Source organism: Methylobacter sp., assembly GCF_036845245.1.
Taxonomy (GTDB): Bacteria; Pseudomonadota; Gammaproteobacteria; order Methylococcales; family Methylomonadaceae; genus Methylobacter_A.
In genome coordinates, this window is the sequence record NZ_DAIUEH010000020.1 from 19,799 (window position 1) to 46,629 (window position 26,831).

The 26,831-nt window shown below is 47.1% G+C and carries 26 protein-coding genes; 7 read left to right on the forward strand and 19 right to left on the reverse strand.

Translation table 11 applies throughout. The features are described from left to right. Positions 1-2: 2 nt before the first annotated feature. The 3 genes from V7051_RS10345 to V7051_RS10355 all read right to left on the reverse strand — a co-directional run bounded on the left by V7051_RS10345 (position 3) and on the right by V7051_RS10355 (position 4,589). On the reverse strand, positions 3-1,274 hold the full coding sequence (locus tag V7051_RS10345; RefSeq protein WP_333874929.1) for an RNA-binding domain-containing protein: 1,272 nt from the start codon (positions 1,272-1,274) through the stop codon (positions 3-5). Next, on the reverse strand, positions 1,271-4,129 hold the full coding sequence (locus V7051_RS10350; RefSeq protein ID WP_333874928.1) for an SNF2-related protein: 2,859 nt from the start codon (positions 4,127-4,129) through the stop codon (positions 1,271-1,273). Before V7051_RS10350 ends, V7051_RS10345 begins: the two co-directional genes overlap by 4 nt. A gap of 130 nt (positions 4,130-4,259) precedes the next feature. Continuing rightward, positions 4,260-4,589 carry a hypothetical protein gene (locus tag V7051_RS10355; RefSeq protein WP_333874927.1) on the reverse strand — a complete coding sequence of 110 codons (330 nt, stop codon included), beginning with the start codon at positions 4,587-4,589 and terminating at the stop codon, positions 4,260-4,262. 88 nt (positions 4,590-4,677) lie between these two features. On the opposite strand from V7051_RS10355, the gene uvrA reads away from it, so the two are divergent. Then, entirely contained in the window at positions 4,678-7,494 is a 2,817-nt protein-coding gene (gene uvrA, locus V7051_RS10360) for an excinuclease ABC subunit UvrA (RefSeq protein ID WP_333874926.1), read from the forward strand. Between the two features lie 55 nt (positions 7,495-7,549). Here uvrA and V7051_RS10365 read toward each other — a convergent pair whose 3' ends face one another. The 13 genes from V7051_RS10365 to rnd all read right to left on the reverse strand — a co-directional run bounded on the left by V7051_RS10365 (position 7,550) and on the right by rnd (position 17,495). Next, a complete protein-coding gene (locus tag V7051_RS10365) occupies positions 7,550-7,870 on the reverse strand; it encodes a helix-turn-helix domain-containing transcriptional regulator (protein ID WP_333874925.1) in 321 nt (106 codons plus the stop codon). Positions 7,871-7,877: 7 nt separating this feature from the next. Further along, positions 7,878-8,213, reverse strand: a complete 336-nt coding sequence (locus tag V7051_RS10370) for a type II toxin-antitoxin system RelE/ParE family toxin (RefSeq protein ID WP_333874924.1) — start codon at positions 8,211-8,213, stop codon at positions 7,878-7,880. Positions 8,214-8,535: 322 nt separating this feature from the next. After that, positions 8,536-9,483 (reverse strand): putative phage abortive infection protein, encoded by a 948-nt coding sequence (locus tag V7051_RS10375; protein ID WP_333874923.1) that lies wholly within the window; start codon positions 9,481-9,483, stop codon positions 8,536-8,538. A 230-nt stretch (positions 9,484-9,713) separates the two neighbouring features. Further along, positions 9,714-10,115: a type II toxin-antitoxin system HicB family antitoxin gene (locus tag V7051_RS10380; RefSeq protein ID WP_333874922.1), complete on the reverse strand. Its 402-nt coding sequence runs from the start codon at positions 10,113-10,115 to the stop codon at positions 9,714-9,716. After that, complete coding sequence (locus V7051_RS24670; protein ID WP_442919728.1) at positions 10,081-10,197, reverse strand: hypothetical protein; 117 nt, start codon at positions 10,195-10,197, stop codon at positions 10,081-10,083. The genes V7051_RS10380 and V7051_RS24670 overlap by 35 nt, the downstream gene beginning before the upstream one ends. A 144-nt stretch (positions 10,198-10,341) precedes the next feature. Continuing rightward, complete coding sequence (locus V7051_RS10385) at positions 10,342-11,286, reverse strand: bile acid:sodium symporter family protein (protein ID WP_333874921.1); 945 nt, start codon at positions 11,284-11,286, stop codon at positions 10,342-10,344. A 125-nt stretch (positions 11,287-11,411) separates the two neighbouring features. After that, positions 11,412-12,002: an amino acid kinase family protein gene (locus tag V7051_RS10390; protein WP_333874920.1), complete on the reverse strand. Its 591-nt coding sequence runs from the start codon at positions 12,000-12,002 to the stop codon at positions 11,412-11,414. Beyond that, a complete protein-coding gene (gene pabB / locus V7051_RS10395) occupies positions 12,002-13,390 on the reverse strand; it encodes an aminodeoxychorismate synthase component I (protein ID WP_333874919.1) in 1,389 nt (462 codons plus the stop codon). The genes V7051_RS10390 and pabB overlap by 1 nt, the downstream gene beginning before the upstream one ends. 109 nt (positions 13,391-13,499) lie before the next feature. After that, the gene (locus V7051_RS10400) at positions 13,500-14,609 is read right to left on the reverse strand and encodes a YncE family protein (RefSeq protein ID WP_333874918.1); all 1,110 of its coding nucleotides are present in this window, start codon (positions 14,607-14,609) and stop codon (positions 13,500-13,502) included. A 10-nt stretch (positions 14,610-14,619) separates the two neighbouring features. Continuing rightward, positions 14,620-15,183 (reverse strand): SRPBCC family protein, encoded by a 564-nt coding sequence (locus V7051_RS10405; protein ID WP_333874917.1) that lies wholly within the window; start codon positions 15,181-15,183, stop codon positions 14,620-14,622. Positions 15,184-15,434: 251 nt separating this feature from the next. Further along, positions 15,435-15,668, reverse strand: a complete 234-nt coding sequence (locus V7051_RS10410; RefSeq protein WP_333874916.1) for an OmpA family protein — start codon at positions 15,666-15,668, stop codon at positions 15,435-15,437. Positions 15,669-15,733: 65 nt separating this feature from the next. After that, positions 15,734-16,012, reverse strand: coding sequence for a hypothetical protein (locus V7051_RS10415; protein ID WP_333874915.1), 279 nt, complete (start codon positions 16,010-16,012; stop codon positions 15,734-15,736). Between the two features lie 316 nt (positions 16,013-16,328). Beyond that, positions 16,329-17,495, reverse strand: a complete 1,167-nt coding sequence (gene rnd / locus V7051_RS10420) for a ribonuclease D (protein WP_333874914.1) — start codon at positions 17,493-17,495, stop codon at positions 16,329-16,331. Positions 17,496-17,601: 106 nt separating this feature from the next. Here rnd and V7051_RS10425 point away from each other — a divergent pair, with 106 nt between their 5' ends. Continuing rightward, positions 17,602-18,234, forward strand: coding sequence for an MBL fold metallo-hydrolase (locus tag V7051_RS10425; protein WP_333874913.1), 633 nt, complete (start codon positions 17,602-17,604; stop codon positions 18,232-18,234). Between the two features lie 23 nt (positions 18,235-18,257). On the opposite strand, the gene V7051_RS10430 is transcribed toward V7051_RS10425, so the two are convergent. From V7051_RS10430 to V7051_RS10440, 3 genes are read right to left on the reverse strand one after another with little or no spacing between them, the layout of a single operon-like run. After that, positions 18,258-18,764, reverse strand: a complete 507-nt coding sequence (locus V7051_RS10430; protein ID WP_333874912.1) for a DbpA RNA binding domain-containing protein — start codon at positions 18,762-18,764, stop codon at positions 18,258-18,260. A 34-nt stretch (positions 18,765-18,798) separates the two neighbouring features. Then, positions 18,799-20,085: a peptidylprolyl isomerase gene (locus tag V7051_RS10435; protein ID WP_333874911.1), complete on the reverse strand. Its 1,287-nt coding sequence runs from the start codon at positions 20,083-20,085 to the stop codon at positions 18,799-18,801. A 10-nt stretch (positions 20,086-20,095) separates the two neighbouring features. Further along, complete coding sequence (locus tag V7051_RS10440; RefSeq protein WP_333874910.1) at positions 20,096-23,047, reverse strand: LPS-assembly protein LptD; 2,952 nt, start codon at positions 23,045-23,047, stop codon at positions 20,096-20,098. Positions 23,048-23,152: 105 nt separating this feature from the next. Between V7051_RS10440 and V7051_RS10445 the strand changes: the two genes are divergently transcribed. Genes V7051_RS10445 through V7051_RS10465 form a run of 5 tightly spaced genes read left to right on the forward strand, consistent with a single transcriptional unit; the run spans position 23,153 to position 26,748 of the window. After that, the gene (locus V7051_RS10445) at positions 23,153-24,262 is read left to right on the forward strand and encodes an aminoglycoside phosphotransferase family protein (protein ID WP_333874909.1); all 1,110 of its coding nucleotides are present in this window, start codon (positions 23,153-23,155) and stop codon (positions 24,260-24,262) included. After that, complete coding sequence (gene murU / locus V7051_RS10450) at positions 24,259-24,930, forward strand: N-acetylmuramate alpha-1-phosphate uridylyltransferase MurU (RefSeq protein WP_333874908.1); 672 nt, start codon at positions 24,259-24,261, stop codon at positions 24,928-24,930. The genes V7051_RS10445 and murU overlap by 4 nt, the downstream gene beginning before the upstream one ends. Before the next feature lie 5 nt (positions 24,931-24,935). Beyond that, positions 24,936-25,145 (forward strand): dodecin, encoded by a 210-nt coding sequence (locus tag V7051_RS10455; RefSeq protein WP_333874907.1) that lies wholly within the window; start codon positions 24,936-24,938, stop codon positions 25,143-25,145. Positions 25,146-25,167: 22 nt separating this feature from the next. Further along, positions 25,168-25,788: an adenylyl-sulfate kinase gene (cysC, locus tag V7051_RS10460; RefSeq protein WP_333874906.1), complete on the forward strand. Its 621-nt coding sequence runs from the start codon at positions 25,168-25,170 to the stop codon at positions 25,786-25,788. Positions 25,789-25,791: 3 nt separating this feature from the next. Then, a complete protein-coding gene (locus V7051_RS10465) occupies positions 25,792-26,748 on the forward strand; it encodes a DHH family phosphoesterase (protein ID WP_333874905.1) in 957 nt (318 codons plus the stop codon). The last annotated feature ends 83 nt before the right edge of the window (positions 26,749-26,831 follow it).

The following is a 26,831-nucleotide window of genomic DNA, read 5'->3' on the forward strand; positions in this document are numbered from 1 at the left end:
CCTTATCCAACATCAAACTGTACCACTAATCCGTTCATTTCACGGCTGGCGGCATAGATAGTCAATTTCAGTTCTGTGTTATCAGTCTGTTCATAAAGCGGACGGCGGGTTGATAGCCGCTCGCTGGCCGCAAGAATGGTCGGTACGCCTTCGCCGCGCCGTTCAATCATATTCTGCCGTTTGCTGGCCGGATCGGCAGGAAAGTAACGGCTCAGCAGGTTAACCAGCGTTTCATTGCGGGTGATGCTGTTGGCATCGATGCTGTCTACCGTGAGGCTGTTGGGCAGGCCGCCCGGCGTGCTCAATTCCAGGCGATCACTGAATAAATGCAAACGGATACGACTGCCGTGCATCGCGTAATCCCGGTGCGCCACGGCGTTGACGATGGCTTCGTACACCGCCCCCAGATCGAATTGAGGAATATCGATGCGCCCCGGACGTTTGACCGCCTCTACCTTCATGTTGCGTTTAACGAAGTTGAAAGCCTGTTGAATCTGGCTATCGACCGGGCCATCGCAATCCTGGGCATCCAGCTGATATTCGGCATTGCGATCAGTGCCGCTGTAAGCGACACATTGCACATAAGCCGAAGACAGGAAATCAGTCGGCCGGGCAGTCAGGAGCAATACGCCGGTTACGGTCAGGCGGGCTTGCTGCTCTTCATTGTCAGCAACCAGATAAAGTTTTTTCAACTGCATCCGTTCCGGCAGGTCGCCACGCAGGAAACGTATTTTCAGCGCGTGATCGATAGCGTCGAGTGCGGCATTCGGCACAATTTGTTCATCGAAACGGATCAAGCGCACCATACTGCGCTGTTGGAACATTCGGGCCAATAATTCCGGCGGCATTTCGCGTTTGGTTGATCCGACACGATGGTAATAACCGTTCGGACTGCGATGCACGAACAGGCTTTTGGGGATTTTCACCCATACCAAGGGTTTGGGATTGCCCTGATGATCGGGAATCTCAACCAGCCGGGTTTCAATCAGTACCGGCGGATTGACGGCTTGAGCCAGGTTTGTCAACCATTGCTCAACCGTATCCAGGTGCTCTTGTGCAATACCTTCGACTGCACGGGTTTTGTCATTGACGCCCAGTACCAGAATTCCGCCGCTGCTGTTGGCAAATGCCGCCAATTCATCGGCAATGCTGTCACGTTGGGGGCTTTCGACCTTCTTCCCTTTAATAACCAGACTCTTGAACTCATAGCTTGAATCTTCTCCCAAGCGGATTTGATAGATCAGTTCACGAACCAGTTCGGTGGTATTGATCATGATGTTTTCCCCACTAATTGCCAACGGATGGCAAATAGACGTTCTCTGTGTTGACTCATTTCCAGGGCTGCTTCAATCTCGGCTAATAATCGGTCTTCCTCGGCTTCGATTTTTTTCTTCTCTTCGTGGTAGTCGAGCATTAGATTGTCGCGTTCACGCTCCCGTTGTTTGAGGACTTTTTTCGCATCCATTTTCTCCTTAAGCGTGGGCAGTTGTCTGGATGCTTTACGCGCTTCCTTGATCTCCTGATCGAGCTGTTTAATACGAATATCCAAAGCGATGCGCCGATCTTCCGCCCAGCGGTCCAGTTTCTCGGTTTCTTCGTCGTAGTAATGTTCGTTATCTTTTGCCGCGGCATTCACGCAGTCAGCTTCAAGCGCCTTGAGTTGGTTATCGAGTAATGCTGTTAAGACCTGCGAGTTTTCTCTTACCTCGCAAGCATTATCTTGAACCGGCAATTCCAGCAGTCGATCAATGGTATCGGGATGTAGTATTTCACCTGTTGTGGTGCAGGCCGCCGGCAATAAATGCTCGATGGTTTGATTCGCTGTTTTTAGAATCATTTTTTCCAACACGAGCTCGCCGGATTGGCCGATCAATGCTTTTAAATCAGAATATTGCCCGTTGCCTTGAGCATTATATTCAAAGACCAGTTTTACGGGAGTAGCGGTAGAATTTAGTGCTGCTAATTCAGCTTTTGCATGGTCGATTAAGTCCTTGCCTAAACCTTCATTGGGGCGGAAGAATTGAGCGTCGAAATCGTCGGCGTTTTGCCAATTAACGTCATACCAAATGCCCTCATTGCTATCCGGCGAGGTATAAAAAAAACGATGCTCGTTAAATTGCGCTTCCGGTACCGACATACGGGCCAGTTGCAGCAATCGTTGCTGGTAATCGCTAAGATGTTGTAAAGTTTTATCGCGACGTAAATTAAGCCGCTTAACAACATCGACATCAAAGTTTTCAAGCAATGAGCGGCGAGTATCTTGTGAACGTGCTTCCAAGTCAGTCTGAAACTCGGCTTGCAGCCGGTTAAACTCCTCCTCAATCTGTTCGTCATTCCTGCATTTCTGGTAGATGTCGTGGATACGTCGTTCAATATCCATGCCTGACTCAATAGAACCCAGAATCTCGTCCGAGGCCCCGAATACACCTTCAAACAATTTAAACTTCTGGCTTAACAGCTCAAACACGCGCTCATCGGCGCGGTTGCCTTTGTTAATAAAATTGACGACGACGACATCGTGTTTCTGCCCATAACGGTGTACGCGACCAATCCGCTGCTCTACGCGTTGCGGGTTCCAAGGTAAGTCGTAATTAATGATTAATGAGCAGAACTGCAAGTTAATACCTTCGGCTCCGGCTTCGGTGCAAATCATGATGCCGGCATCATCACGAAATTTATCAACCAATGCGGCTTTCATATCAGAACTTTTGGAACCTGAAACTCGCGATGAGCCATGATGCTTTTTCAGCCAAGCCTGATAGATTTGCTTTGAGGCTGCATCGCTGTTACTGCCGTTAAGCAATACCAGTTGATCACGGTAACCTCGCTCGCTCAAATGCTCGCAGAGCCACGCTTGGGTACGTACAGACTCGGTAAAAATAACGGCTTTACGTGCCCCGCCCAGTCGCTCCGTAAAATCGAACGCTTTGCCTAAAACCCTTAACAAGGCATCAAACTTTGAGTTCTGGGTAATAGCGCCGGCAAGTTGTTTAAAATTCTTAAGCTTATCGATTTCCGCTTGCAGGGCTTTGGCATCAGTAAGGTCATCATCTGAAATATCATTAGTATCTACCAGATCATCCATTGCTTCGTAATCTTGCAGTGCATCGATTAATGGCAGTTTTTTTTCCAGCCTATCAATCATCGTTGCCAATGTGCCTTGAATAGCGTAGGCGGAAGAAGCCAGAATTTTACGGATAACTAAAGTCACCAAATGACGGGCACCCGGCTTAATCGCTAACAAATCATCTTGCTGTAGATAGCTCGATACTTCGCTGTAAAGATTTAACTCTTCCTGTCCGGGCCGGAAATCTTCCGTCAATGAGTAGCGCTTGGTAAATTTGATCCCGCCTTCCTGTTGAACCTGCCTGCGCAGGGTACGACTGCAAATTTTTTTTAACCGTGAACGCAACAGGGCAAACTCGGCCTCATCCAGTTTGGGGCGGCAGTAGCGAGCTTTGAATGATTCAAGATCGCCAAAGAAATGCGGGTCGATAATGGATGTCAGTCCGTAAAGTTCTTGCAGGTTATTCTGCAAGGGGGTCGCAGATAACATAACTTTAGAACGACCTTTTAGAGCGAACTCCAACTTTTTAGCTGTCTTCGCTCCGTCGGTCTTGTAGATATTGCGCAGTTTGTGCGCTTCATCCAGCACTACCATATCCCAAAGAACTCTTGCTAATTCAAGATCTTTGCGGGCCGCAAATTCGTAGGAACATATCACCACTGATTTTCCCTCGCTATCAAAAGGATTGTTCACTCCTGATTTGAGTAGCGCGTTAAAATTTTTGGCTTCGAGAATACTGGAAGGCAGGGAGAATTTTTCTTCCAGCTCTTGACTCCACTGCTTGCGTAAAGTGGCAGGAACAATCAACAGCAGCTTGCGCTTACGTTCCGCCCATTTTTGAGCAAGCACTAAACTGGCTTCGATAGTTTTACCCAAGCCCACTTCGTCGGCGAGGATAACGCCGTTAGAAAGAGGGGATGCCAATGCGAACAGTGCGGCCTCAACTTGATGCGGATTCATGTCAACTTTGGCACTTGCAATAGTTTGAGTCAGAGATTTTTCAGCCTTACCCTCCAATGATAACCAATGCGCAAAGTAACCGGTTTGATAGGCTGTATACATCAACCCTCCCTTTGTTGAAGAAGACCTGTGAGGTTTTAAAAACCTCGCAGGTCTTTCGCTATGAATTTAATAGCGTCCATTATAACAAGCTTTATTTATTGAACTTGCTCATTTGTGCTTGATGGGCTGTTTAACTAAACAGCGCTATAATTTGCGTTAGAAAATCCTGCCAGGCGGATTTAAGCTCAATGATTGAAAAGTGGCTGGCCCGGAACATGCCGACAACGCCGACCATAATCCAGAACACGTTCAGCAAGGTATAGGCGCTGTCTTTCTTAAGTATCGAACACCAGGAAAGTATCACTGCATCCGTGGTGTTAAAGGCCCAGACGAACATAAACGGGCTTTCCGGCCCCATCCAACTGACTAGCGAAAAACTGAAAATCCGCATCAACACGCCGAGCATCTCGATAAACCGGATATATTTAAAAACGAATGAATTTAATGCATTGATGATCATGATTTAAAGTCGACTTGGCTTGCGCCGTTTGTGTTAATAAGGCTTTGCTCGTATATTATACGGTTGTTTATATTGCCGGAATTATTTAATGGATACGATCAGCATTCGTGGCGCTAGAACGCATAACCTGAAAAATATCGACCTTGACCTGCCCAGAGATCAACTTATCATCATCACCGGGCTGTCCGGTTCGGGCAAATCCTCGTTGGCCTTCGACACCATTTACGCGGAAGGCCAGCGGCGCTATGTAGAATCGCTTTCCACCTATGCTCGCCAGTTTTTGTCGATGATGGAAAAGCCTGATGTCGATCATATCGAAGGCTTGTCCCCGGCTATTTCAATCGAACAAAAATCCACTTCGCACAATCCGCGCTCCACCGTCGGCACCATCACCGAAATCTACGATTATTTACGGCTGCTCTATGCCCGCGCCGGTACGCCGCGTTGCCCTGAACATCAGGTTTCACTGGAAGCGCAAACCGTCAGCCAGATGGTCGATCATGTGCTGTCGCAGCCTCAGGATCAGCGCTGGATGCTGCTGGCGCCGGTCGTCAACGACCGAAAGGGCGAGCATATCCAGTTGCTAGACGACCTGCGCGCCCAAGGCTTCATCCGAGCCCGGATCGACGGCACGGTGTACGACCTGGACGAGCCGCCGGTACTGGATTTAAAAAAGAAACATACCATCGAAGTCATCGTCGACCGTTTCAAGATTCGCGACGACATCGCCTTGCGCTTATCCGAATCTTTCGAGACCGCTCTGCGTATTGCCGACGGCATCGCAATCGCCGCCTGCATTGACGATGCGACGGAGCTGATGTTTTCCGAGCGCTACGCCTGCCCTCATTGCGGCTACTCGCTGTCCGAACTGGAGCCGCGCATCTTCTCGTTCAACAACCCCAAAGGTGCGTGCAGCAGTTGCGACGGTTTGGGTGTGCGCCAGCATTTCGATCCCGAGCTGATTATCCATAACCCCGACATCAGTCTTGCCGGCGGCGCGATTCGCGGCTGGGACCGTCGCAATGCCTATTATTATCAAATCATCTGTTCGTTGGCCAATCACTATCACTTCGACCCGGAAGTGCCGTATTCGGAATTGTCCAAAGAAATCCAGGACATTATTCTTTACGGTAGCGGTCGCGAAGCTATTGAATTCAAATTCATGGCCGGAACCGGATCGGTCAAAAAGCGGCGGCATAGCTTTGAAGGCATCATCGCCAATATGGATCGGCGTTACCATGAAACCGACTCACAAATGGTGCGCGACGAGTTGGCTAAATATTTATCCCAAAAACCCTGTAACGTTTGCGAGGGCGCAAGGCTTAATGTGTCGGCCAGAAACGTATTTATTGAAGATTTGCCGCTACACCACCTGACCCGCTTCCCGATCCGTAAATCATTAGACTTTTTTGCGCATCTTCACTTGACCGGTAGACGCGGCGAAGTTGCGGTAAAAATCATCAAGGAAATTCAGGAACGCTTGGAATTCCTGGTCAATGTCGGCCTCGATTATTTAACGCTGGATCGTAGCGCGGACACGCTGTCCGGCGGCGAAGCGCAACGCATCCGGCTTGCCAGCCAAATCGGCGCAGGCTTGGTCGGCGTGATGTATGTGCTGGATGAACCGTCGATAGGCCTGCATCAACGCGACAACCAGCGCTTGCTGAACACCTTGTTCCGTCTGCGCGATTTGGGCAATACCGTTATCGTAGTCGAGCATGACGAAGATGCGATCCGTTCGGCGCAGCATATTGTCGATATAGGCCCCGGCGCCGGCGTGCATGGCGGGCAGATCATTGCGCAAGGCACGCTGCAAGATATTATCAACAACCCGGACTCGTTAACCGGGCAGTATTTATCGGGAAAAATCGGCATTACCATTCCGGAAAAACTAACGCCTGTCGATAAAGACAAGCAGATAATAATCCGTAATGCGCACGGCAATAACCTGAAAAATGTCGACATTTCATTCCCAATCGGCTTGCTGACCTGTATCACCGGCGTCTCCGGTTCCGGTAAATCGACGCTGGTAAACGATACTTTGTACTGCCATGCGGCACGATTAATCAACCGTGCCGGAGTTATTCCAGCGCCCTGCGATGCGATCGAAGGCCTGGAGCATTTCGATAAAGTCGTCGATATAGACCAAAGCCCGATCGGCCGCACACCCAGATCGAATCCGGCGACCTATACCGGTTTATTCACGCCGATACGCGAATTATTTTCGGCGACACCTGAAGCAAGATCACGCGGTTATTCCCCAGGCCGGTTCAGCTTTAACGTCAAAGGCGGTCGCTGCGAAGCCTGCAGAGGCGATGGCGTAATCAAAGTTGAAATGCATTTTTTGCCGGATATTTTCGTCCATTGCGACAGTTGCGGCGGCAAACGCTATAACCGCGAAACGCTGGAGATACGCTATAAAGGCAAAACCATCAATCAGGTGCTGGACATGACCGTGGAAGATGCGGCCGAGTTTTTCAGCCCGGTGCCGGTGCTGGCCCGTAAACTACAGACTTTGGTCGAAGTCGGCTTAAGCTATATCACTCTGGGACAGAACGCGACCACCCTGTCCGGCGGCGAAGCGCAACGGGTCAAACTCGCCAAAGAATTGTCCAAACGCGATACCGGCAAAACCTTGTACATACTGGATGAGCCGACCACCGGCCTGCATTTCCACGACATCAAGCAATTGCTGACCGTGCTGCATACCCTGCGCGATCACGGCAATACCGTGATCGTCATCGAACATAACCTGGACGTGATCAAAACTGCGGATTGGATCATCGACATGGGGCCGGAAGGCGGCGATGGTGGTGGTACGTTGGTTGCTGAGGGTACGCCTAAGCAGGTTTCCGAGAATGAGGCTTCGCATACGGGGGTGTATTTGAAGCGGTTCTTTGAATAGTGAGACCGGCCATACCTATTTATCGTTTCCATGCCCGAGCGTGGAAACGATGAAATCAAACATTGACCACGGAGGTATGAATTTCCACCTTAAGCGCATGCTTAATAGCGACAAAAATCGCAGAGATGTTATTCATCGTCGGATTGCCGGACTTGGAAAGCATCCTGTGCAAGCTCTTGGCCGGTTTGTGAATGTCTTTCGCCAGTGATTCAAAACCCATAGTGGCATTCACCAGGTCACGCAGGATCAATTTGGCTGTATCCGGCTCACCATTGAAAAACAGAGCCACAGCCTCATCCAATAGTGCTTGCGCAAAAGCCGGGTCTGTCTGCACACGTGCGGCAACAGTTTCTTTGAAATCACGAGTCAGTGCCATAGTTCACCTACCTTTTTGGCGTTTGTAACTTGCGCCGTTTATAGTCTTCCCAGAGGGCGACAGCCTGATCAATGTCTTGCTGCTGCCGCTTCTTGCTCCCACCACCCAGCAATATGATGATCTTCAAACCATCCTTCGCCAGATAGATGCGATAACCTGGGCCCCAGTCGATTTTGTATTCGCCAATGCCCCGAAACCACTCCACGTTGGACAGGTTGCCCTGCTCCATACGAGCGGCAGCTACCCGAACCTTGGCAGCGGCCAAAGCATCCAGCGAAGCGAACCATTCCGCATAGGGGCTTTTTCCATCGGACAGCAACAATTCTCTGATTTGATAACTCATAGTAACATATACGTTTCCATTATTTCAAAACAAACCCGTTGAAGATTTATCATTCCCACGCTCCGGCGTGGGAATGCCGTCTCAGACGCTCCGGCGTCGTCTTTATCATACGTCCACATCTATTACTTCACATAATTATAGGCACTCGAATAACGTTAACGCTCAGGTAAGGTCACATAACCGTGTTTTACAGGATTGTTTAGTGGAACAGGACATTGGAGCGCCCCATTCTGCGTTCCCACGCCGGAGCGTGGGAACGATAATAAAATCCGCCGCCCTATTGAAACATGAGAAAGTTGGGCATAAAAAGCATGTCCGACCTCTATCCAACTCCAGTATTTTTTCCGAAGGCTCTCTTAGAATAATGCTTCACAATTTCTTGAATAATGTTGGCATTGTAAGTCTTAGGCACATTAATAATGGGCATGTGCTCAAAAAATGAATATCTTTCTACCAATAGTTTATATTCAATAAAATGGTCATTTTGATCCTCGCAAAAACAATTAATTGCGAGCAAATAATAAATATCCTCAGATAGAAATGAACGAACAATATTTGCGTATAGCTTTTCCTCTTGTGAGCATTCTGCCGCAGTTAAAAATAACTCATGGAATTTGCCTTTCACTGCACTAGCTGGACAATTAGAAGCTATAAACTTCAAAATCTGATAAAGCACACGGAAATATTGATTTAATATTGGTTTGAAGGTGACCAATTTAGCTTTGGAGTCTCGCAGGTCTAGATTATTTTCGTAGAGAGAGAAATAAATCCCACCAATAAGCTGTGTCCGCAAACTTTCTACAATACTCTCCGTATTTCCAGGAGTTCCATTCGAGTCATAACTGACGCTATTTTCAACGATCTTATCGAGCAATCGATTATGTTGTTCCAACAACGCAAAGAATGTATCTTCAAATCGTTGTTTTTCCTGAGTTTCTGCTTGCTGAGAAAGAGCTAAAGCAGACGTATGTAGCTCTTGCCTTGTAAGCGCAAGCTCTTTTTGCTGTAAGACTATTGTTATCAATAATCCCATAAATGTTAGGAAGGTCAGAATTGGATTAAGCACCCCTCCAAAGAAGTCACCAAACGTCCCAAAGCCTGGATCTTTGCCCCAAAGAGACGTTAGATTTATCAAGAATACAATTGATGCTGCATAAGCAGCTACCTGAAATAACCGAAATAGATTTCTAGATGTTTTATCCTTCGTCAGTCCAATCAGACTTAGAAATGCTCGATATAATTTTTTATTTATTGCTGAAATCTTGTTCATATGATGATTCTAAGGAGCTAATGTATCCGATTAAGACAACTCAAAAAGCACAGAGTCAGGTCTTGCAAACACTCATACAAGGTTGGGCAACTTCTTTTCGTTGTCCGATATTAAGGCATCCGATGATGAATCGACAGTAGGCAAATCCGAAATCCGCCACCCTATTGAAACACGGGAATGTCGGGCATATGCAGCGTGCCCGACCTTGTATATTAATCAACAAACATAAATTACGACACATTTCCCTTTTGTATTTCCGCCAACGCCGCACGCGCCAAAAAACCGGAACGGGTCAAGTGATGCGACTTGGCATAACGATCAATGTCTTGCACCAAATTTTCCGGCAAGGAAATATTGATTCGTACCGGTTTGGTTGATAACCGTGAAACATCGACATCCACCAGCAGCCATGCTCCGCCTTCATATCCCGGGCGAGATACTAACTGTTCCAGAGGTGTCGGTACGGGAATTTCCATATCTTCCCCTTCGCAATACAATTCAATAGCCTCTTGAATGTTAGCCGGCAACGAATCCCAATCATCCGCCGCCGAGAAACAACCCGGAAAATCGGGAATGGTCACGCCATGCGCGTGTTTATCATCCCCCAAATGCACATAAGCTGAATATAACATTATTCCCACTCCCAACCGGCTTGCGGTAAATATTTCTTAATATACCTAACGCCACGTCTTTACGTGGATGCGGCACGACCACATGACCTTGCTTATCCGGATGCTTGAATTTGATGTGGTCGCCTTAATTATTCACCACGAAGACACGAAGGACACGAAGTTTTATTTCTTCGTGTCTTCGTGGTGAACTAAAAATGTTGAAAAACTTCTGATCAATTGCTTACAGTTACCTTCTTCTACCCCAAATCCCCGCCAATGCACTACCGATCAAGCAATGAAATACCGCCGAAATTGCAGCCGGAACAGGAGCCATCGCCATATCGGCAAAATGCGTTTTAGCCAACGATGCGCCCAATCCGCTATTTTGCATGCCTACTTCTATGGATACGGTGCGGCATTCTACCTTGCCGTAGCCCAGCCATTTCATCACGACGTAACCTAACGCAAAGCCGGTGGCGTGAAATAAAAAAACCGCACAGAATAGTTTTGGCCCTACCAGTCCAATCGCCGCTTTATTGCCTGCCACAATACTGCTCACTACCAGCACAATCACTGCAACACTGACAATAGGACCGACCATATGGATGATGCCGCGCACGGCGTGACGTTTATGCTGCTTGAGACGATCCAGCGCGGTGTTGATTAATAATCCGGCTATTAAGGGGATCAATACCACGACAACCATCGAACGAAACAAGCCCCAGCCATCGACCGGCAAGTAAGTGCCCGCCAACCATTGAGTCAGCAAGGGCGTCATCACGACGGCAGCGAAGGTGGAACACATCGTCAACAGGACGCTCAAGGCCACATTGGCTCGAGCCAGGTAAGTAATCACATTGGATGCGGTGCCGCCGGGACAGGCGCCGACCAGGATCAGCCCTATCGCCAAGCTCGTCTCCAAATCCAGCACTTTTGCCCAAAAATAAGCCGACAGCGGCATGATGACAAACTGCGCCAAAACACCGATGGCAATAATCTTCGGCATACGGAATACTTCCGAAAAATCGGCCAGCCGCAGGGTCAGGCCCATTCCCAGCATGATCACGCCCAGTCCGATGGTAATATAAGGCTGGAACCAAAGCCATGCTTCGGGTTGCCACCATGCCCACAAGCAACCTATTACTATCCATAACGGAAACCACTCGGCTATTTTTACGCAGGCTTTTAACATGGAGATCCTTTTAATTGACTTGTCACATCCCGTGCTCCGGATTCCGGCACAAATCTGTCTGGAACGGATTTGCATAACCTGACATGCCCCGTCAGAGCACGTAGCGAATCCCTTCCGGAATCGGCTTATGTTGAGGTTATTCCGACACCATAGTTTTGGGCATTAATGATGTGTACTTTAAAGGCGGCTTCTGCGACAAAATCACAAAAGGCTTTATCGACTATGTGTTGTTCAGCGAGTTGACGCGGGCTAAGACTGCTATCAATAACGGCTGACTTTATCAGGATCAGTTCGGTTGCCGAAAGTGTCTTGGCCAGCCATGCCGCGAGGCTATCCGAAGTTATATCCCAGCTTGCCTCAATACCTGCGTTATCAAGTTCAATAATATCCGGCGACCAAATGACGGTTTTTTTCCGGTTTAATTGATCGTGAATCGCCGCGACAGTATCGGCGATAGCAAAATCGGGTTTAAGTCCCTTTAACATCAAGGCTATTTGCTGCATGGCTAAGAGAGCCATGTGATGTGCGGTGGTATCGTCAAATTGCCAGTGTTGTTGCGCCAGCCTGACCTGATCGGCAAACCCGCCGCCGCCGGGGACAATAACCACTGCCCTGCCCTGATGGTTTTTTTCCACCGCATTCAGGCAGTCAACAAGGGTATCCGAACGGGACAAACTACCGCCCAGTTTGATAATAATGATGCCGTCGATGGCCATTACCTGACAGTAAACCGCTGCAACAAATCGAGCATGGCCGCCGCCTTGTCAAAACTTTCCTGATATTCGTCTTCTGCTACCGAATCATTGACGATACCGCCGCCAGCCCAGAAACGAATGGTGTTTTCCGAATGCACCAACGTCCTGATTGCGATATTGGTATCCATATTGCCATTGAAGCCGATGTAGCCGATAGCCCCGCAATAAACGCCGCGCCGATTGGGTTCGAGTTCCTCTATGATTTCCATCGACCTGATCTTCGGTGCACCGGTAATCGACCCGCCCGGAAAGCAGCTTTTTAACAAATCCAGTGCATGCTGATCATCTGCCAGAATGCCGGTTACGGTACTGACCAGATGATGTACAGTGGCGTAACTTTCCACATCGAATAGCACCGGCACTTTGACTGAACCGTTCTTGCAGGTTTTACTGATGTCGTTGCGGAGTAAATCCACTATCATCAGATTTTCCGCCCGGTCTTTGGTACTGGCTTCCAGGTCTTTTATTTGTTGTTGGTCTTCCGCGTAATCGGGTTTTCTTGGCCGCGTTCCTTTGATAGGTTTGGTCTCGACGGCTCTATCGGTGAGCTTTAAAAAACGCTCAGGGGATGAACTTAATATATGCACTTCAGGTAAATTCAGATAACAGCTGAACGGGGCCGGATTTAATTTACGCAAGACTTGATATGCTGTCCACGGATCGCCTTCGCAGTCGGCTACGAAGCGCTGGGTCAGATTCACCTGATAGCAATCGCCTTCCTTCAAATAATGTTTGATACGGCTGAAGGCATGAACATAGGCATCCTTGTCCATGTTGGATTCAATATCGCTGACAACCTTAAACGCATGGTAGCTCGGGGTTACCGGTAATTGGCTGAACTGTTTGATTAGAGCTTGCCATTTTTGTTGGTCGCAATTTCCTACCAAATAACTTTTTTGAAGGTGGTGATCGACGATGACTGCCCACTGATAAATCCCTATCGCCATTTCGGCAATATGTTCTGCATCTTCGGCTATAGTCGGCAGCGCTTCCAGCCGACGGGCTAAATCATAAGAAAAATAGCCGATGGCTCCGCCATTAAAAGGTAAATCCTCAAAACCCGCTTCCAGATTAACATTTGGGAATGAATGAAGCTGTTGTTTAACCAGGTCAAACGGGTTTTCAGTCGATTTTATGGTTCTGCCGTTACAGGTAATCTCGGTCATGTCGCCATGTGTAACCAAGGTACACACCGGTTCAGCCGCGATAATATCGTATCGCCCCTGATTACTGCCGGGAAAGCCGCTATCCAGGAAAACGGCCCAAGCCTTGTCTGCACAAACGGAAAAGAGTTCCGCACTGTCTGTAAAATAAGGAACAGAAACGATAAGTTGATTCGGTAACGGCATTTAAAGGGTAATTTAATTGGGAATTGTAGCGCGTGTTGTATCGGATTGATTGTTCAAATAATCAGGCTGAGGAAGAAGGACTTGTCAGCCCTCTCTCCTCTACAAAAAATTATTTGCCTATAAATTGCCCAAATGCACGGCTGCCTTCGCCGGTTTGAATGGTATCAATTACTTTCAGGGTTCTGGCATCAATGACCGAAACATTGCCGTCAAACCAGTTAGCCACGTAGACATGCCGGTCGTCAGGATGGGTGCTGATGCCTTCGGGTTTATCGCCCACTTTAATCAAGGCGATTTCCTTTAGGATTTCGGTATCGATAACCGAAACCGAACCATCCTCCTGATTAGTCACCAACAGGCGGCTATCGTTAAGCGCCAGCGCTGTTGCATAAGGCAACATGTTGACTTTTACCGTAGCAATCGGTTTCATCCTTGCTGTTTCGACAACCGTTACATCATCGCTTTGTACGTTGGCGACATAGAGGCGTTCGCCCCTGGCATCAATGGTGAGCCCAAACGGGTGTTTGCCAACCTGCGCGGTTTTCTTAACGGTCAACGTCTTCAAATCGATCTGGGAAACTGAATTACTGATCCGGTTGGCGACATATAGCCAGCGGTTATCAGGGCTGACAACCAAACCGGATGGCGACTCGCCGACAGCTATCGTTTTAATGATCTGTAGACTGTCTGCATCAATCGCAGAAACGGTATTTTTATACCAGTCCGCCACATAAATCCGCTTGCTATCCGGGCTCACGGCAATGCCCAGTGTGCCGTCATTGACAGCAACATTGGCGATGACTTCGCGTTTTTGTGTATCGATAACGGCAAAGCCTTTGGCCTCCGGCGTACTGACATAACAATGCTTGCCGTCAGGTGCGACCGCAACCCCGGCCGGTTTGCCGGGAACAGCAATGGTATCGACTACGCTGCCCGTTGCAGTATCGATAACAGACACGCTATCGGCCAATTGGTTACTGATGTAGGCAAAGCTTGCCGCTCCCAGCTCACGCCCCTTGCTTACGTCCCTGTGAGCAAAAGGCTGGGCTGCAAGCGGTGTAGATAAAAAGGCTGTAGCGATGAAAATCGCTACAGCCTTATCGCCAAGGATGGCGTGTATGCCACTAGCCAGCAGGGAGCTGGCGTGGCGATCGCCAAGGATGGTATGTATGCCGCAAACCAGCCGGGAGCTGGTGCGGCGGAAGTTCACTTGGAACACTGGCTAAACCTTACTTTTCAGCCAGTTTTTTCAGGTTAATCAAACCTGTTTCCAATACGGCTTTGACTGCTGTATTGGCGGCTTCTTCGTTCATTTCTTCCGGTGGATTGTTGTTCATGTAAGCGCGGTAGTAACCGGCTTTCCAAGTAACTTCTGTCTTACCGCCTTTATCGGCTAACTCGATGCTTGCTGCGTAATCATTTACGGGTAACGCAGGAACTTTTTCTTCAGCACCGGCATGAGTGATGGTTTTGGATGAACTCATTTCAGTGATTTTGTAAGCATAAGACATTTTAGCTTCGTCATACTTTTTTAACTCTTCGGTAATCGTGCCGCCGTCTTTTAAAGTCAAAACGCGGACCGCACCTTTGGTGTTATCGCCTTTAACTGTGGTGCTCATAATGCTTGGATGCCACGACATATCGCCATAGTTCTTAATAAGGTCCCAAACTTTTGCCGCAGGCGCGTCGATGGTGATTTTCTCTTCGGCTTTTTGACGCACTGGGCCATGAGCATTGGCTATTGAAGTAAAAAAGAACAGCAAAACTGAAACAAACAAAATGATTTTCTTCATATTAACTTTCCTTATGGAATCATAAAAACTAAAACGCGCATTATATGACAACCAAGCGCTGCAAGCATCAGCTTAGCGTGTTAAAACACGATATTAGAAGACAGAGCTTACAATAGTTGTCAGTTTTAATTACCGCACTGTTATTTTTTACTCTTAACTGGCGGCTGCAACTGATAGTTTTTATTAGGGATAAATGCTGGAATAGGCTTCCCTGTAGTCATTGCGAGACTACAGGGAAGCTTTGATGATGATTATTTCAAATCAGGACAATCGGAATAAGCGGGATGAACGGTAACCATGGATACTACCCGATGGTTCTGATTGCGGGTGTTGACTGGTCCTGCCGCGGCACCCATCGCTTTGACATTTAATTGCTCGACACCGGCGCCATGCTTGATCAGCATATTTCTGACAAAAGCAGCCCTTCTGTCCGATAAGCTTTGATTGCTTGCCATGCTGCCCCGTATCGGTAGAAGCAATGACATCAACGGTAACCTCTGGATGAGCTTTCAGGTATGTACCTAAGATAGCAATTTCATGTTCCTCGGATTTATAAGCTACCATCCGCGAAAAACACGGCAGTATGCTGAGCCGAAACCGGTCCGTCCTGAAGATGGTTTTGACTGTGAACTTGCGTTAACCACTGACACATCTCCTTTTCCGATTCATGGCGGTGCTGAGCTGCTGCCTGAGCGGCATCAATGGCTTTTTGCTGGTCATTGATATACCAGTAATAGTCACTTTTCCATTGAGCTAAAGATTTATTGGCTTCTTCCAGTTTTTTCTCAGCCATCTCCCATGCATAATAGCCTGCTGCTAATGGCCGCATTTGCAATGTTAATTCCCGAATTTAGCCCGGAAATGTCTTTCTGTGGTGTCGCAGTGCAAGCCGCAAGGCTGGCAACTAATACGGCAAATGGCACGTAAATACATTGTTTGTTCATAACTTTATCCTTTTTCCATGCTTAATCAAACGCCGCTTTCCGGCGAATGAACGCAACAATTAATTAATGGGGCTTACTATTCGCCGTCATCCAACGGCCCATAAGGAGTCCAGTAACCTGGCAAATGGTGACTAAAGAAGGCTATCCTCACTAAAACGGTCCCATGCATAATTGGGTGTGATAAAGTCGTTGCTGGGAATACTATGCCAAGGACTTATTGTCAAGAATTGCCAACTTGTCCGATTCAATTCCGAGCAAGAACTCTCCTTTTAACAGGCCGACCAGTTCCTTGCCAGCCATTTTAAAACGCCAGCCATGCAACAGCGGACACTCATCATCGTCATTGAACAACAGCTCTTCCAAATCTTTACGTGTCGCAAGAATCATTGGGTTTAATGAGTTTTCTTCGGCACGAATTCTGACCAGTGCGGTTAAAATATCCAGTATCGCTTCCTGTTGCTGACTTTTTTTAGCCGGCCGCCCCTTTTCATTCAACGGTATCGGCGGGCGATTTTTGGCAGCAGTGATCAGCTGACAAAGTTCTGCGCCATAACGATTAACCGCACGTTCATTAATGCCGCGAACGTTGGCTAATTCACTCACTGTTTCCGGTTGCAGCTTGGCTATATCGAACAGCAACTCATCACGCAACAACCAGCTTTTGGGGCGATCTTCAGATTGCGCAGTTTTTTCCCGCCATTCGGCTATAGCCTGAACAATAGATAATTGCCTGCCCGTCAATTTGTTTTTACCTTTAATTTTCAACCAGGCTTTTTCAGGCTTTACCTGATAAAGATCGGGATTTGCCAGTTCGGCAAAATCACGCTCCAACCATTCAGCCCGTCCGAGTTCGGCTAGCTTCTGCAACATCATTTGATAGATCTTGCATAAATAAATCACGTCATCCGCAGCATATTGAATTTCCGCATCGATCAGGGGCCGCTTGCTCCAATCCGCTCGGGTATGCGCCTTGTTTAAATTGATGTTTAGCAGGCTGGAAACCAGCATTGCATAGCCCGGATTCTCCTGAAAACCCAGTAAGGGTGCAGCGATTTGGGTATCAAAAAGCGGCTCCGGCAATTTCCCGGTTAATTGATAAAAAATTTCCAAATCCTGCCTGCAGGAATGAAATACTTTTACAATTAATGGGCTGTATATAACTTCAAATAGAATATCCAAAGAGGGTAATGCTATAGGGTCGATACATGCCACCCATTCCGGCGTTGCTATTTGCAGCAGGCAAAACTTTGGGTAATACGTTTTTTCCCGTAAAAACTCTGTATCAAGAGCTATCCAGGATTCTTTCTTTATCTGTTCACACAACTGAGTCAGCTGATCAGGGGTATTTATATATTGTATATTTGTCATATAGTTAAACGAGCAGTCATTAACACACCGTAAAGCCCATCCGCTTTACGGTTAATGGTGGTTTTTGAGTTTGATGATAGAATTTACATTTTGTCTTCACTTACCTATGCGATTTTGTATTATTCCCGTTACCGCTTATCAGCAGAACTGTTCATTATTAATTTGCGAACATACCAACAAAGCCGCTATCGTCGACCCCGGCGGTGATATTGACACGATTCTTAAAACCATCGACAGGGAAAATGCATCACCCGAATCCATCCTCATCACCCACGGCCACCTTGATCATATCGGCGCTACTGCGGAACTGGCGGCTCTGCTTTCCATCCCTGTTATAGGACCTCATCAAGACGACCAATTCTGGATTGATGCCATTCCTGAACAATGCAGGACTTTTCGTTTCCCGGCCTGCGATTCATTTACACCATCACGCTGGTTAAGTCAGGGCGATATCGTTAAGGTTGGCGAAGAAGTGCTGGATATTTTTCATTGCCCGGGTCATACACCGGGACATGTGGTTTTTGTTCACCGCAACACCAAACTGGCCGTAGTCGGCGATGTACTATTTAAAGGTTCAATCGGCCGAACCGACTTACCAAAAGGAGATTTCAATACATTGATTCATTCGATCAAAAATAATCTATGGCCTTTGGGCGAACAGTTTTCCTTTATTCCCGGCCACGGCCCAATGTCCACTTTTGGAGAGGAAATGCGTACTAATCCCTTTGTTGGAGTTTAATCCTTATCTCCTGCTCAATCAGGTTAACTGCCGCCGGCTTGATTAGAACTCCCTTTGTTAGATGGAGGCGTACGTTGTCTTCCACGTCGACTATAGTTGTTGCTACGTTTTTTGTTACGTGCTTTTACCCGTTTTATATCCAGCTTGCGCTGTTTAATCTCTACCGATTTTAAGTGCAGAAATATGTCTTGCGGCATTTCATCGGGCAACTCGACAAGTGTGTAATCACGTTGAATATTAATATTGTTGATATTGTTTTTGTCGACGCCGGACTCTTCAATCAATACTTTTTTAAGCTCTTCCGACGTAACCTGATGCTGACTTCCTACGTCCAACCGATAGCGCACCATTTTAATGCTTGGTTGGGTTATCACTGTTTCCGACGGCTTTCCATCGACAATTGTCCCTGTATTACCTAAAGCGCCTATTTTAGATGCTTTAGGTAATTGCTCCCTGCGTTGCTCTACCTCACCCATCCTCGGAGTCGTATCTCTTGTATCCATACCATCATATTTATTATTGTTGATCATTTCGATCTCGAATAATTAAGTGCAACGCACTGTTTCAAAGTCTATCCTGATAAATTTCTACAAAAGCTTCATCGCGCAGCCTGCGAACCCAAAGCTCGGTTTCTTCTTCGATTTTCCGCTTGCGAATAGCCTCTCTGACCAGGTTCTTTTTAAACTCACTGCTATCGTCCTTATTTTCCCGGCCTAAAACCTGAATAATGTGCCAGCCAAACTGCGTTTGTACAGGCTCACTCACTTCATTAACACCGAGTTTCGTCATTGCTTCTTCAAATGGCTTAACTAAATCGCCAGGACTTACCCAATCAAGCGAACCGCCTTTTAATGCAGAACCTTTATCATCTGAATGCGCCCGCGCCAATGCGGCAAAATCATCGCCATCGGCAATACGGACTTTTAATGCCAATAAACGTTTCCTTGCCTCGGCATCATCAACCAATTCATTGGTTTTTATTAAAATATGACGAACCTTTGTTTTGATAATCATATGATTATCGGTACCTTTCAGTTCTATCATTTTAATAATATGAAAACCGCTCGGACTGCGTATGGGGTCCGATATATCGCCCTGCTTCATTAGCCTGATTTCATTAACAAACAAGGTGGGTATTTCACTCATGGTGCGCCAGCCCAGATCACCGCCTTTTAAGGCGTTTGCATCATCCGAATCGCTTATCGCTGCTTGGGAAAAGTCTTGCCCTACTCGCAGTTTCTTGACAAGATCATCGGCTTTGCTCATCGCTTTTTGTATTTCTGTCGATGACGCGCCTTCTTTAACCGCGATTAATATATGCCCCAGATGATACTGCGTAGATTCTTCGCCGATTTTATCCTGGGTTTCCATGTAGTGTTCAACTTCCCGGTCAGTCACTTTAATGCGTCCGCCTATCTCTCTGCCGCGTAATTGGTTAATAATGATTTCATTACGCATATTATCCAGAAAGCTTTGATAGCTAATGCCCTGCCCTTCCAACTCCGCCCTGAATTGTTCCACATCCATATTATTTCTTCGGGCTATATCGGCAGCCGAGCTGTTGAGCTGTTCTTCATTGACAGTAATTCCGGCTTTTTCCGCCAACTGCCGCTGAAGCTTATCGACAATCATTTTCTCCAATACCTGCTTGCGCAATATATAAGCGGGCGGAATCGCTGCGTTACTTTGCTGTATTCTTTGTTCAATGGCCGCTACTTCTTTTTGTAGTTCACGCTCAAGAATTACGTCATCTTCAACCACAGCGACAATAGTATCAAGAACCTCGGCATGTACTAAAAAGCTGCCGAACAATAAATTAAACAGCAGTACTGCAACAATAGTTATTTTCATGTTTTCTTGTTTAATCATCTGTGGGTGCCCGATAACCATAAATTTGCTTTTCAAAGAACTGATCCAGTTTTTCTCCAATACCGGTCAATCCTTTAAGTTCTACCTGAAAAAATACGCCTACCTGACTTACACCTGTCGCTGTAGGATCGATAGCGAGGGTATTCTGAGTAGCTGGCGTTTGAATAAAAGTTAAGCTATTAACCCAACGTCGTCCGATAACACGAAAACGCCAGCAACAATTTTCTTTTTCTACACCTAAAAAGCTTTCTTGCGTTGAATTATTCAGCAATGAATACGTCCAACGACCAACCACAGACCAATCGTTATAAACCGGCCAGTGAGCGGAAACATCACTTTGAATAATGTCATAAAGCCTCTTCCCTGATGTATCCGGGATAATTGTGTTTTTTCTATAGCGATAGCCAAAATTAATGATTTCGCCAGGTCCATTAACATAATGCAGTGTAGCGCTATGCCTGACGACCCGATTCAAATGGGGATTCCATTGTGCCCCTGAACTTAACGCTAAATGATCCGTCAGCCCGGCGTTAAGTTCAGTTACCAGATTTGAGAATCTATCGGTATCCGGAAAATAACCCGGCAATGGTTCCTCATAGCCCGGCAAGACTACTTTTCTATCCTTAAAATAAACTATCTCACCTACACTCAGTTTTAGCCTTTCTTTGCCGGATTTAGCATCAACCAAGCGCGTCGTTAAGGCTGCCGTTAACTGATTAGCATCCCCGACCCTATCCAGGCCGCTAAAGCGGTTTTCCAAAAAGAGACTGTTAAATGAAACATCATAGAACGAGGTATCAAATATAGGAATATTGCTCTGATCCGTCCTGGGTATATATAAATAAAACAATCTGGGCTCAAGAGTATGCAGATAAGACCGACTGGAAAAATCCATTTCCTTTTCCATATACAAGCCGGTATCGGCAGAGAATATCGGCAAGGTTCTTGATATGCTGCTTGAGGCTAATGATGCTGTACCGTTTTTTGGATTACTTAGCGAATACTGGGTAGATTGCAAGGAAAGCTTGGGCGTTAAAAATGCGCTGGCGGTTTGCAATGGAAAACTCACTGAAGGTTTAACATTGGTACGCTGTCCATTGACTAATGCATCATGCTGGAAATACACATATTCAGCATCCATCGCCGTATTCAACGGCATAAATTGGAATGCGTGATTCAAATTAAGATCAACCTGCGGCAACCTTCGATACGGCATCCCGGTATCTAATATCGCTTTATCTATCGATTGATAACTATCAGCATGGCCTCGTAAAGAAACCCCTGTGTTTGCATAACCAATATTAGCCTGGCTTAAAAGAAAACTACTGTAAGTAGTCATGCTGAGTGCATTACCCAAATCGGCAAAATAATCTTTATCCGACACCTTAGTCACATCCAGATTTGAATAGATATGGGGAGTTAATTGGGTCGTATTCTTAAGCCCCAGCAAATAACGGGACTTATCAAGAAGACTGTCATGCGGCATAAATTCCACATCTGCCGAGCCCTTGGTTATCTCTGTCAGATATTTGAAATCCCCGCCCAGAATAGGGCCTCTTTTTGAAAGATAGCGTGGACGTATAGTTGCATCATAATTGGGGGCTATATTCCAATAATAAGGCGTTGACAGACTGACTCCGCCTCGTTGAGTATTACCAAATGAAGGCGCAAGAAAACCTGAAAGCCGTCTGTTATCTATCGGAAAAGAAAGATAAGGCGAATAGAATACAGGCGTACCTTTAAACTCAAGCCAGGTATTTTTAGCAGAGCCTTGACCGCTGACTTTATTCATTTTCAGCTCACTCGCATGCACAACCCAATCCTGATTGCCGGGACGGCAACTGGTGTAAGCAACGTCTTTATATCGAGACAGGGTATTGCTATCCCGATAAATCGTTTTCGCCCGGCCTCTGAGCGGCGTAGCCGGAGAAATAAACAAGGCTTCCCGGAGACGGGCCTGATCCGACGCCAAGTTAAGGGATGCTGAGTCACTGTGCAACGCTAATTCATCTTCGCTGTAATAGACACTACCTTGTAAATCCAAGGTCTCCGATACCGTGTCATAACTTGCTTTATTAGAGATTGACCGTTGATCAGCATGGGTCATTTCAACATTACCGGTATAACTGTAGAGTTCATTCTCGTATATTTCTGCGTAATCGGAATCGATATCCAGAGGAGCTTCATCTCTCAAATCTTTTCTAGGCACAAAGCCGGGCTTTTTGCCATTAGGCGCTACGCAGTTTTGCCAGGGATCGTATTTCAGTTGCGATTTAAGATTGCTAAAGGTCAGCTCTTCATTATGATCGAACGCCGGAGTAAGGAAACTCGCACCTGATTCAGCTGTTTCAATAGTCCGGGCCTGTCCCTTAGGATCGGCGCCGACCAACTTACAATCCCAGTTTTTATCGGCTCCCTTGGTATCGCAGGTCCAGCCTGGAAGATTAGCTTCAGTTTGAAGTAATTCTTTATTACCGGATTCGGTTGCTGACTGAGCGGCAGACTCAGACTCCACTTTAACTTGCCGAGTACCTTTATCAGTCTTAGTGTTAACCGGAAGCTTGGGTGAATCGAGCGCCGCCTTGGTTTTTTCAACAGGAGCAGACGGGGACTCGACAGTCTCAATGGGACTGCGCTCAGGCTCTGTTACAACCGGCTGAGCATTTTCCACGGCCTTTGTGGGTATCGGTTGAGCATTCTCAACGGCTTTTGCAGGAGCCGACTGCGCGTCTTTAGCAGGGCTCTGCGGAACCGGAGCATTACCGAGGGATTCAGTGCTGGCAGGTATCTTTTCCGCACTGTCTTTTTTCAAAGGCTCTTTTTCACCGACACAAACCCACTCATTGCTATCTTTGTTTTGTACACAATTCCAGAGTGCTTCGTTGGCAATGCTGATAGGCGCATAAATAGAAGGTAAAAAAAGCAGTAATAAACGGCGGCGCATAGGTAATATCAAGTTTAGTAGCGTAGTGGATCATAAATCGAATAAAATGCCGGACGCTAATTTTACCTCACTACCCCTACATTATACTAATCTATCCTAAACATCATGATGCCTGAAGACTTAAGAACGATATTGATGTTCGACTGGCTCGAAAACGATTTATTACTCACCGTTACCGCATGCGCCCCCGCTTCCAGCGATGCCAGTTTTCGACGTTACTTTAGAGTCCTGACTTCAGAGGGCTGCATTGATGCAGGAGGTACGGCTGCACGGACGCAGGAGGTAGAGCAACGCAGGGAGCCGTTGCCGAGAGCAACGCGGGGAGTCGTTGCCGAGCAGCAATTTATTGTCATGGATGCCCCGCCGACCAAAGAAAACATTGAGCCTTTCATTAAAATAGCCAAGTTGTTAACGCAGTCTCACGTCAACGTCCCGACAATTTTTCAACAAAACCTGGCTGACGGATTTTTACTGCTGGAGGATTTCGGTAACCAATGTTTTCTGGATCAGCTTAATGAAGACACTGCCGCCGATTTATATCAAAGCGCATTCAACAGCTTGTTCAATTTGCAAACTCGAACATCTATAGAAAACGCCGGATTGCCCTGTTATGACGAACTTCTACTGCACAGAGAACTGGCTATTTTTGACGAATGGTTTTTAGGCCAGTTACTGGACATTCAAATGCCCCCCTCTATTTGGGAACCAGTCCGCGCCATACTCACGGCATCAGCTTTAGAACAGCCTCGCACCTGCGTTCATCGGGACTATCATTCCCGCAACCTGATGGTTTTAGACAGCGACTCACCCGGCGTTATCGATTTCCAGGATGCCGTGATCGGCCCGATCACCTACGATCTGGTCTCGTTATTGCGCGATTGCTATATAGCCTGGCCTGAGCAACGAGTTGAGCGATGGCGGAATGGCTATTTTGAGCGACTCCGGCAGGCTGGACTGATTCATTGCACCCCGGCCCAATTTACACGCTGGTTTGACCTGATGGGACTACAGCGTCATCTAAAAGCCATCGGTATATTTTCCCGCTTGCATTTAAGAGACGGTAAGTCCAACTATCTTGACGATATACCGCGCACCCTGAATTATGTCACTACCGTTTGCGCAGCTTATCCTGAGCTTGCCGAATTCAATGACTTCCTGCACGATGATGTACTGCCTGCGCATCGCAAATACTCGATGCCTGACCTAATAGCATGAAGGCGATGATTTTAGCGGCCGGACGCGGAGAAAGAATGCGTCCGTTAACCGACCATACGCCCAAACCCTTGCTTCCGGCTGCCGGTAAACCCCTGATTGAATATACGATTAAACAACTGGTTGAGGCAGGCTTTAGCGATATAGTCATTAATCATGCCCATCTGGGATTGCAAATAGAGGAACGGCTGGGCAACGGTCACCGGCTTGGCGCCAACATAAGCTATTCCCCCGAAGGCGAACAAGCGCTGGAAACGGCGGGCGGCATTATTAACGCGCTGCATTTATTAGGTGACGAGGCGTTTTTAGTGGTCAATGGCGACATAGCCACAGACTTTCCTTTTGCCGAACTCAAAAAACGGACTGTCGATTTGGCTCATCTGGTTCTGGTCGATAATCCGGTGCATAATGCACAGGGCGACTTCGGCCTGAATAAGTTCGGGCTAGTCCTTTCTAATAGCACTGAACAATTCACCTTTAGCGGCATCGGACTGTATCGCCCTGAATTGTTCAGCGACATGCCTAAAGGCCCTAGCAAACTCGGCCCTTTATTACGTCAGGCCATAGCAGCCGGCCGGGTTTCAGGGCAAAAAATGGACGGCTTCTGGATGGACATAGGCACACCGGAACGCTTGCTGGAACTGGATTATTATTACACTCAACAGAGGTAAAGATCATGACTGACCATGTTTATAAAAAAATAGAACTGACCGGTTCATCAACCGTCGGCATGCAAGCAGCTATCGAAAACGCGATCAGTAAAGCAGCAGAAACCACCGACAACATGCGCTGGTTTGAGGTCATAGAAACCCGCGGTCATATAGAAAACGGCAAAATCGCACACTGGCAAGTCACCGTTAAAATAGGTTTTGCACTGACTGAATAAACGCATTGCCATGCAATCGCTGATGAAGAAGCCGGACAAAAGCGCGAATACCGTATGGCACCGCGCCACCGTTACCCGGCAACGCCGGGAACAAAAAAATGCGCATAAATCGGTAGTCCTCTGGTTTACCGGTTTATCCGGTTCCGGCAAATCAACATTGGCCCATGCCGTAGAAGAACAATTGCATCGAAGCGGTTTGAATACTTTTGTTCTGGACGGCGATAATGTACGTCACGGCTTATGTAGCGACCTGGGATTTAGCGATCAAGACCGCAAGGAAAACATCCGCCGCATCAGCGAAACCGCAAAACTACTGCTTGAAGCCGGCTTAATTACACTTACCGCATTTATCTCACCGTTTAAAGCGGAACGCGTTACGGCAAGAAGCCTGATGCCGCATGGCGATTTTATTGAAATTTACTGTTTTTGCCCGTTAACCGTTTGCGAACAACGGGATGTCAAAGGCCTGTATAAAAAAGCGCGGCTAGGTGAAATCAAAGATTTTACCGGCATCTCCTCACCTTACGAAGAACCGGAAAACCCGGATTTAAAAATCGACACCAGCCAACTGACACTCGAAGAAAGCGCTCAGCTGGTTATATCGCTATTACACGCCAGAAACATCTTGCCTACAACAGGATAAGCCATGCATTTCGATGTCTTTAACGGTGATGCCGACGGCATTTGCGCTCTGATCCAACTGCGCCTGAATCGACCGTTGGCAGCGACGCTCATTACCGGCATTAAACGCGATATACAATTACTGGATAAATTTGACGTAAACTCAGGCGACCGGATCACGGTGCTGGATATTTCGCTGCAAAAAAACAGTGCTCGGGTTAATCAGTTTTTAAATCAGGGCGCTCATATTTTTTATGTCGATCATCACCAGCCCGGCGATATTCCCAAACATCCCCATCTAAAAACGTTGATTAATACCGACAGTGCGGTCTGCACCAGCCTGCTCGTTAATCAGTACCTAAATGGAAAATATCCGTTATGGGCAATAACCGCTGCCTTTGGCGATAATTTAAACCACAGCGCCGAACAACTGGCCGCTACGCTGAAGTTAAGCCAAACAGAGCTGGAAACACTAAAAAACCTGGGCATCTACATCAATTATAACGGCTACGGCAGCTGCATTGATGACCTGCATTTTGCCCCCGACAAACTGTATCGGGAAATGACTGGGTTCCAATCCCCTTTTGATTTTATCAACGATAACCATGACATGTTTACGCAACTGGAACAAGGCTATCAAGAAGACATGGCAAATGCCCAGCGTATTACCCCGGAATACCAAAGCCATGCCGTCGCCGTGTTCATCTTGCCCGATACCATTTGGGCGAGGCGGGTTAACGGCGTATTCGGGAATTTCCTGGCCAACCTTAATCCGGACCGAGCCCATGCCGTAATCACCCACAATAAAGACAACGATTACCAGGTTGGCGTCAGGGCGCCGTTATCCAATAAAACCGGCGCAGATGAACTGTGCTCCGCCTTTCCAACCGGCGGCGGACGCAAGACGGCCGCAGGCATCAATCATCTGCCCGGCGATAAGCTAAATAGTTTTATCAATAAATTTGAGGATTTTTATTCATAAAGTAGCTGGTACAATGCGAGAAAACGGTTTGCCTGAACATTTCCGTTTTAAATTAAATTAAACTAAGCCCCAGCCTAGTCGTC

Excerpts from the sequence above, each read along its gene's own strand:
- V7051_RS10415 (WP_333874915.1), bottom strand. The coding sequence starts at position 16,012 with ATGCGGCCATTAGCAGCAGGCTATTATGCATGGGAGATGGCTGAGAAA.
- V7051_RS10350 (WP_333874928.1), bottom strand. The coding sequence starts at position 4,129 with ATGTATACAGCCTATCAAACCGGTTACTTTGCGCATTGGTTATCATTG.
- V7051_RS10370 (WP_333874924.1), bottom strand. The coding sequence starts at position 8,213 with ATGAGTTATCAAATCAGAGAATTGTTGCTGTCCGATGGAAAAAGCCCC.
- V7051_RS10385 (WP_333874921.1), bottom strand. The coding sequence starts at position 11,286 with ATGTTAAAAGCCTGCGTAAAAATAGCCGAGTGGTTTCCGTTATGGATA.
- V7051_RS10435 (WP_333874911.1), bottom strand. The coding sequence starts at position 20,085 with ATGAAAATAACTATTGTTGCAGTACTGCTGTTTAATTTATTGTTCGGC.
- V7051_RS10425 (WP_333874913.1), top strand. The coding sequence starts at position 17,602 with ATGCGATTTTGTATTATTCCCGTTACCGCTTATCAGCAGAACTGTTCA.
- V7051_RS10430 (WP_333874912.1), bottom strand. The coding sequence starts at position 18,764 with ATGATCAACAATAATAAATATGATGGTATGGATACAAGAGATACGACT.
- V7051_RS10405 (WP_333874917.1), bottom strand. The coding sequence starts at position 15,183 with ATGAAGAAAATCATTTTGTTTGTTTCAGTTTTGCTGTTCTTTTTTACT.
- V7051_RS10365 (WP_333874925.1), bottom strand. The coding sequence starts at position 7,870 with ATGGCACTGACTCGTGATTTCAAAGAAACTGTTGCCGCACGTGTGCAG.
- V7051_RS10355 (WP_333874927.1), bottom strand. The coding sequence starts at position 4,589 with ATGATCATCAATGCATTAAATTCATTCGTTTTTAAATATATCCGGTTT.
- uvrA (WP_333874926.1), top strand. The coding sequence starts at position 4,678 with ATGGATACGATCAGCATTCGTGGCGCTAGAACGCATAACCTGAAAAAT.
- V7051_RS10345 (WP_333874929.1), bottom strand. The coding sequence starts at position 1,274 with ATGATCAATACCACCGAACTGGTTCGTGAACTGATCTATCAAATCCGC.
- V7051_RS10445 (WP_333874909.1), top strand. The coding sequence starts at position 23,153 with ATGATGCCTGAAGACTTAAGAACGATATTGATGTTCGACTGGCTCGAA.
- cysC (WP_333874906.1), top strand. The coding sequence starts at position 25,168 with ATGAAGAAGCCGGACAAAAGCGCGAATACCGTATGGCACCGCGCCACC.
- rnd (WP_333874914.1), bottom strand. The coding sequence starts at position 17,495 with ATGACAAATATACAATATATAAATACCCCTGATCAGCTGACTCAGTTG.
- V7051_RS10380 (WP_333874922.1), bottom strand. The coding sequence starts at position 10,115 with ATGTTATATTCAGCTTATGTGCATTTGGGGGATGATAAACACGCGCAT.
- V7051_RS10375 (WP_333874923.1), bottom strand. The coding sequence starts at position 9,483 with ATGAACAAGATTTCAGCAATAAATAAAAAATTATATCGAGCATTTCTA.
- V7051_RS10465 (WP_333874905.1), top strand. The coding sequence starts at position 25,792 with ATGCATTTCGATGTCTTTAACGGTGATGCCGACGGCATTTGCGCTCTG.
- V7051_RS10410 (WP_333874916.1), bottom strand. The coding sequence starts at position 15,668 with ATGTCATTGCTTCTACCGATACGGGGCAGCATGGCAAGCAATCAAAGC.
- pabB (WP_333874919.1), bottom strand. The coding sequence starts at position 13,390 with ATGCCGTTACCGAATCAACTTATCGTTTCTGTTCCTTATTTTACAGAC.
- murU (WP_333874908.1), top strand. The coding sequence starts at position 24,259 with ATGAAGGCGATGATTTTAGCGGCCGGACGCGGAGAAAGAATGCGTCCG.
- V7051_RS10390 (WP_333874920.1), bottom strand. The coding sequence starts at position 12,002 with ATGGCCATCGACGGCATCATTATTATCAAACTGGGCGGTAGTTTGTCC.
- V7051_RS10455 (WP_333874907.1), top strand. The coding sequence starts at position 24,936 with ATGACTGACCATGTTTATAAAAAAATAGAACTGACCGGTTCATCAACC.
- V7051_RS10440 (WP_333874910.1), bottom strand. The coding sequence starts at position 23,047 with ATGCGCCGCCGTTTATTACTGCTTTTTTTACCTTCTATTTATGCGCCT.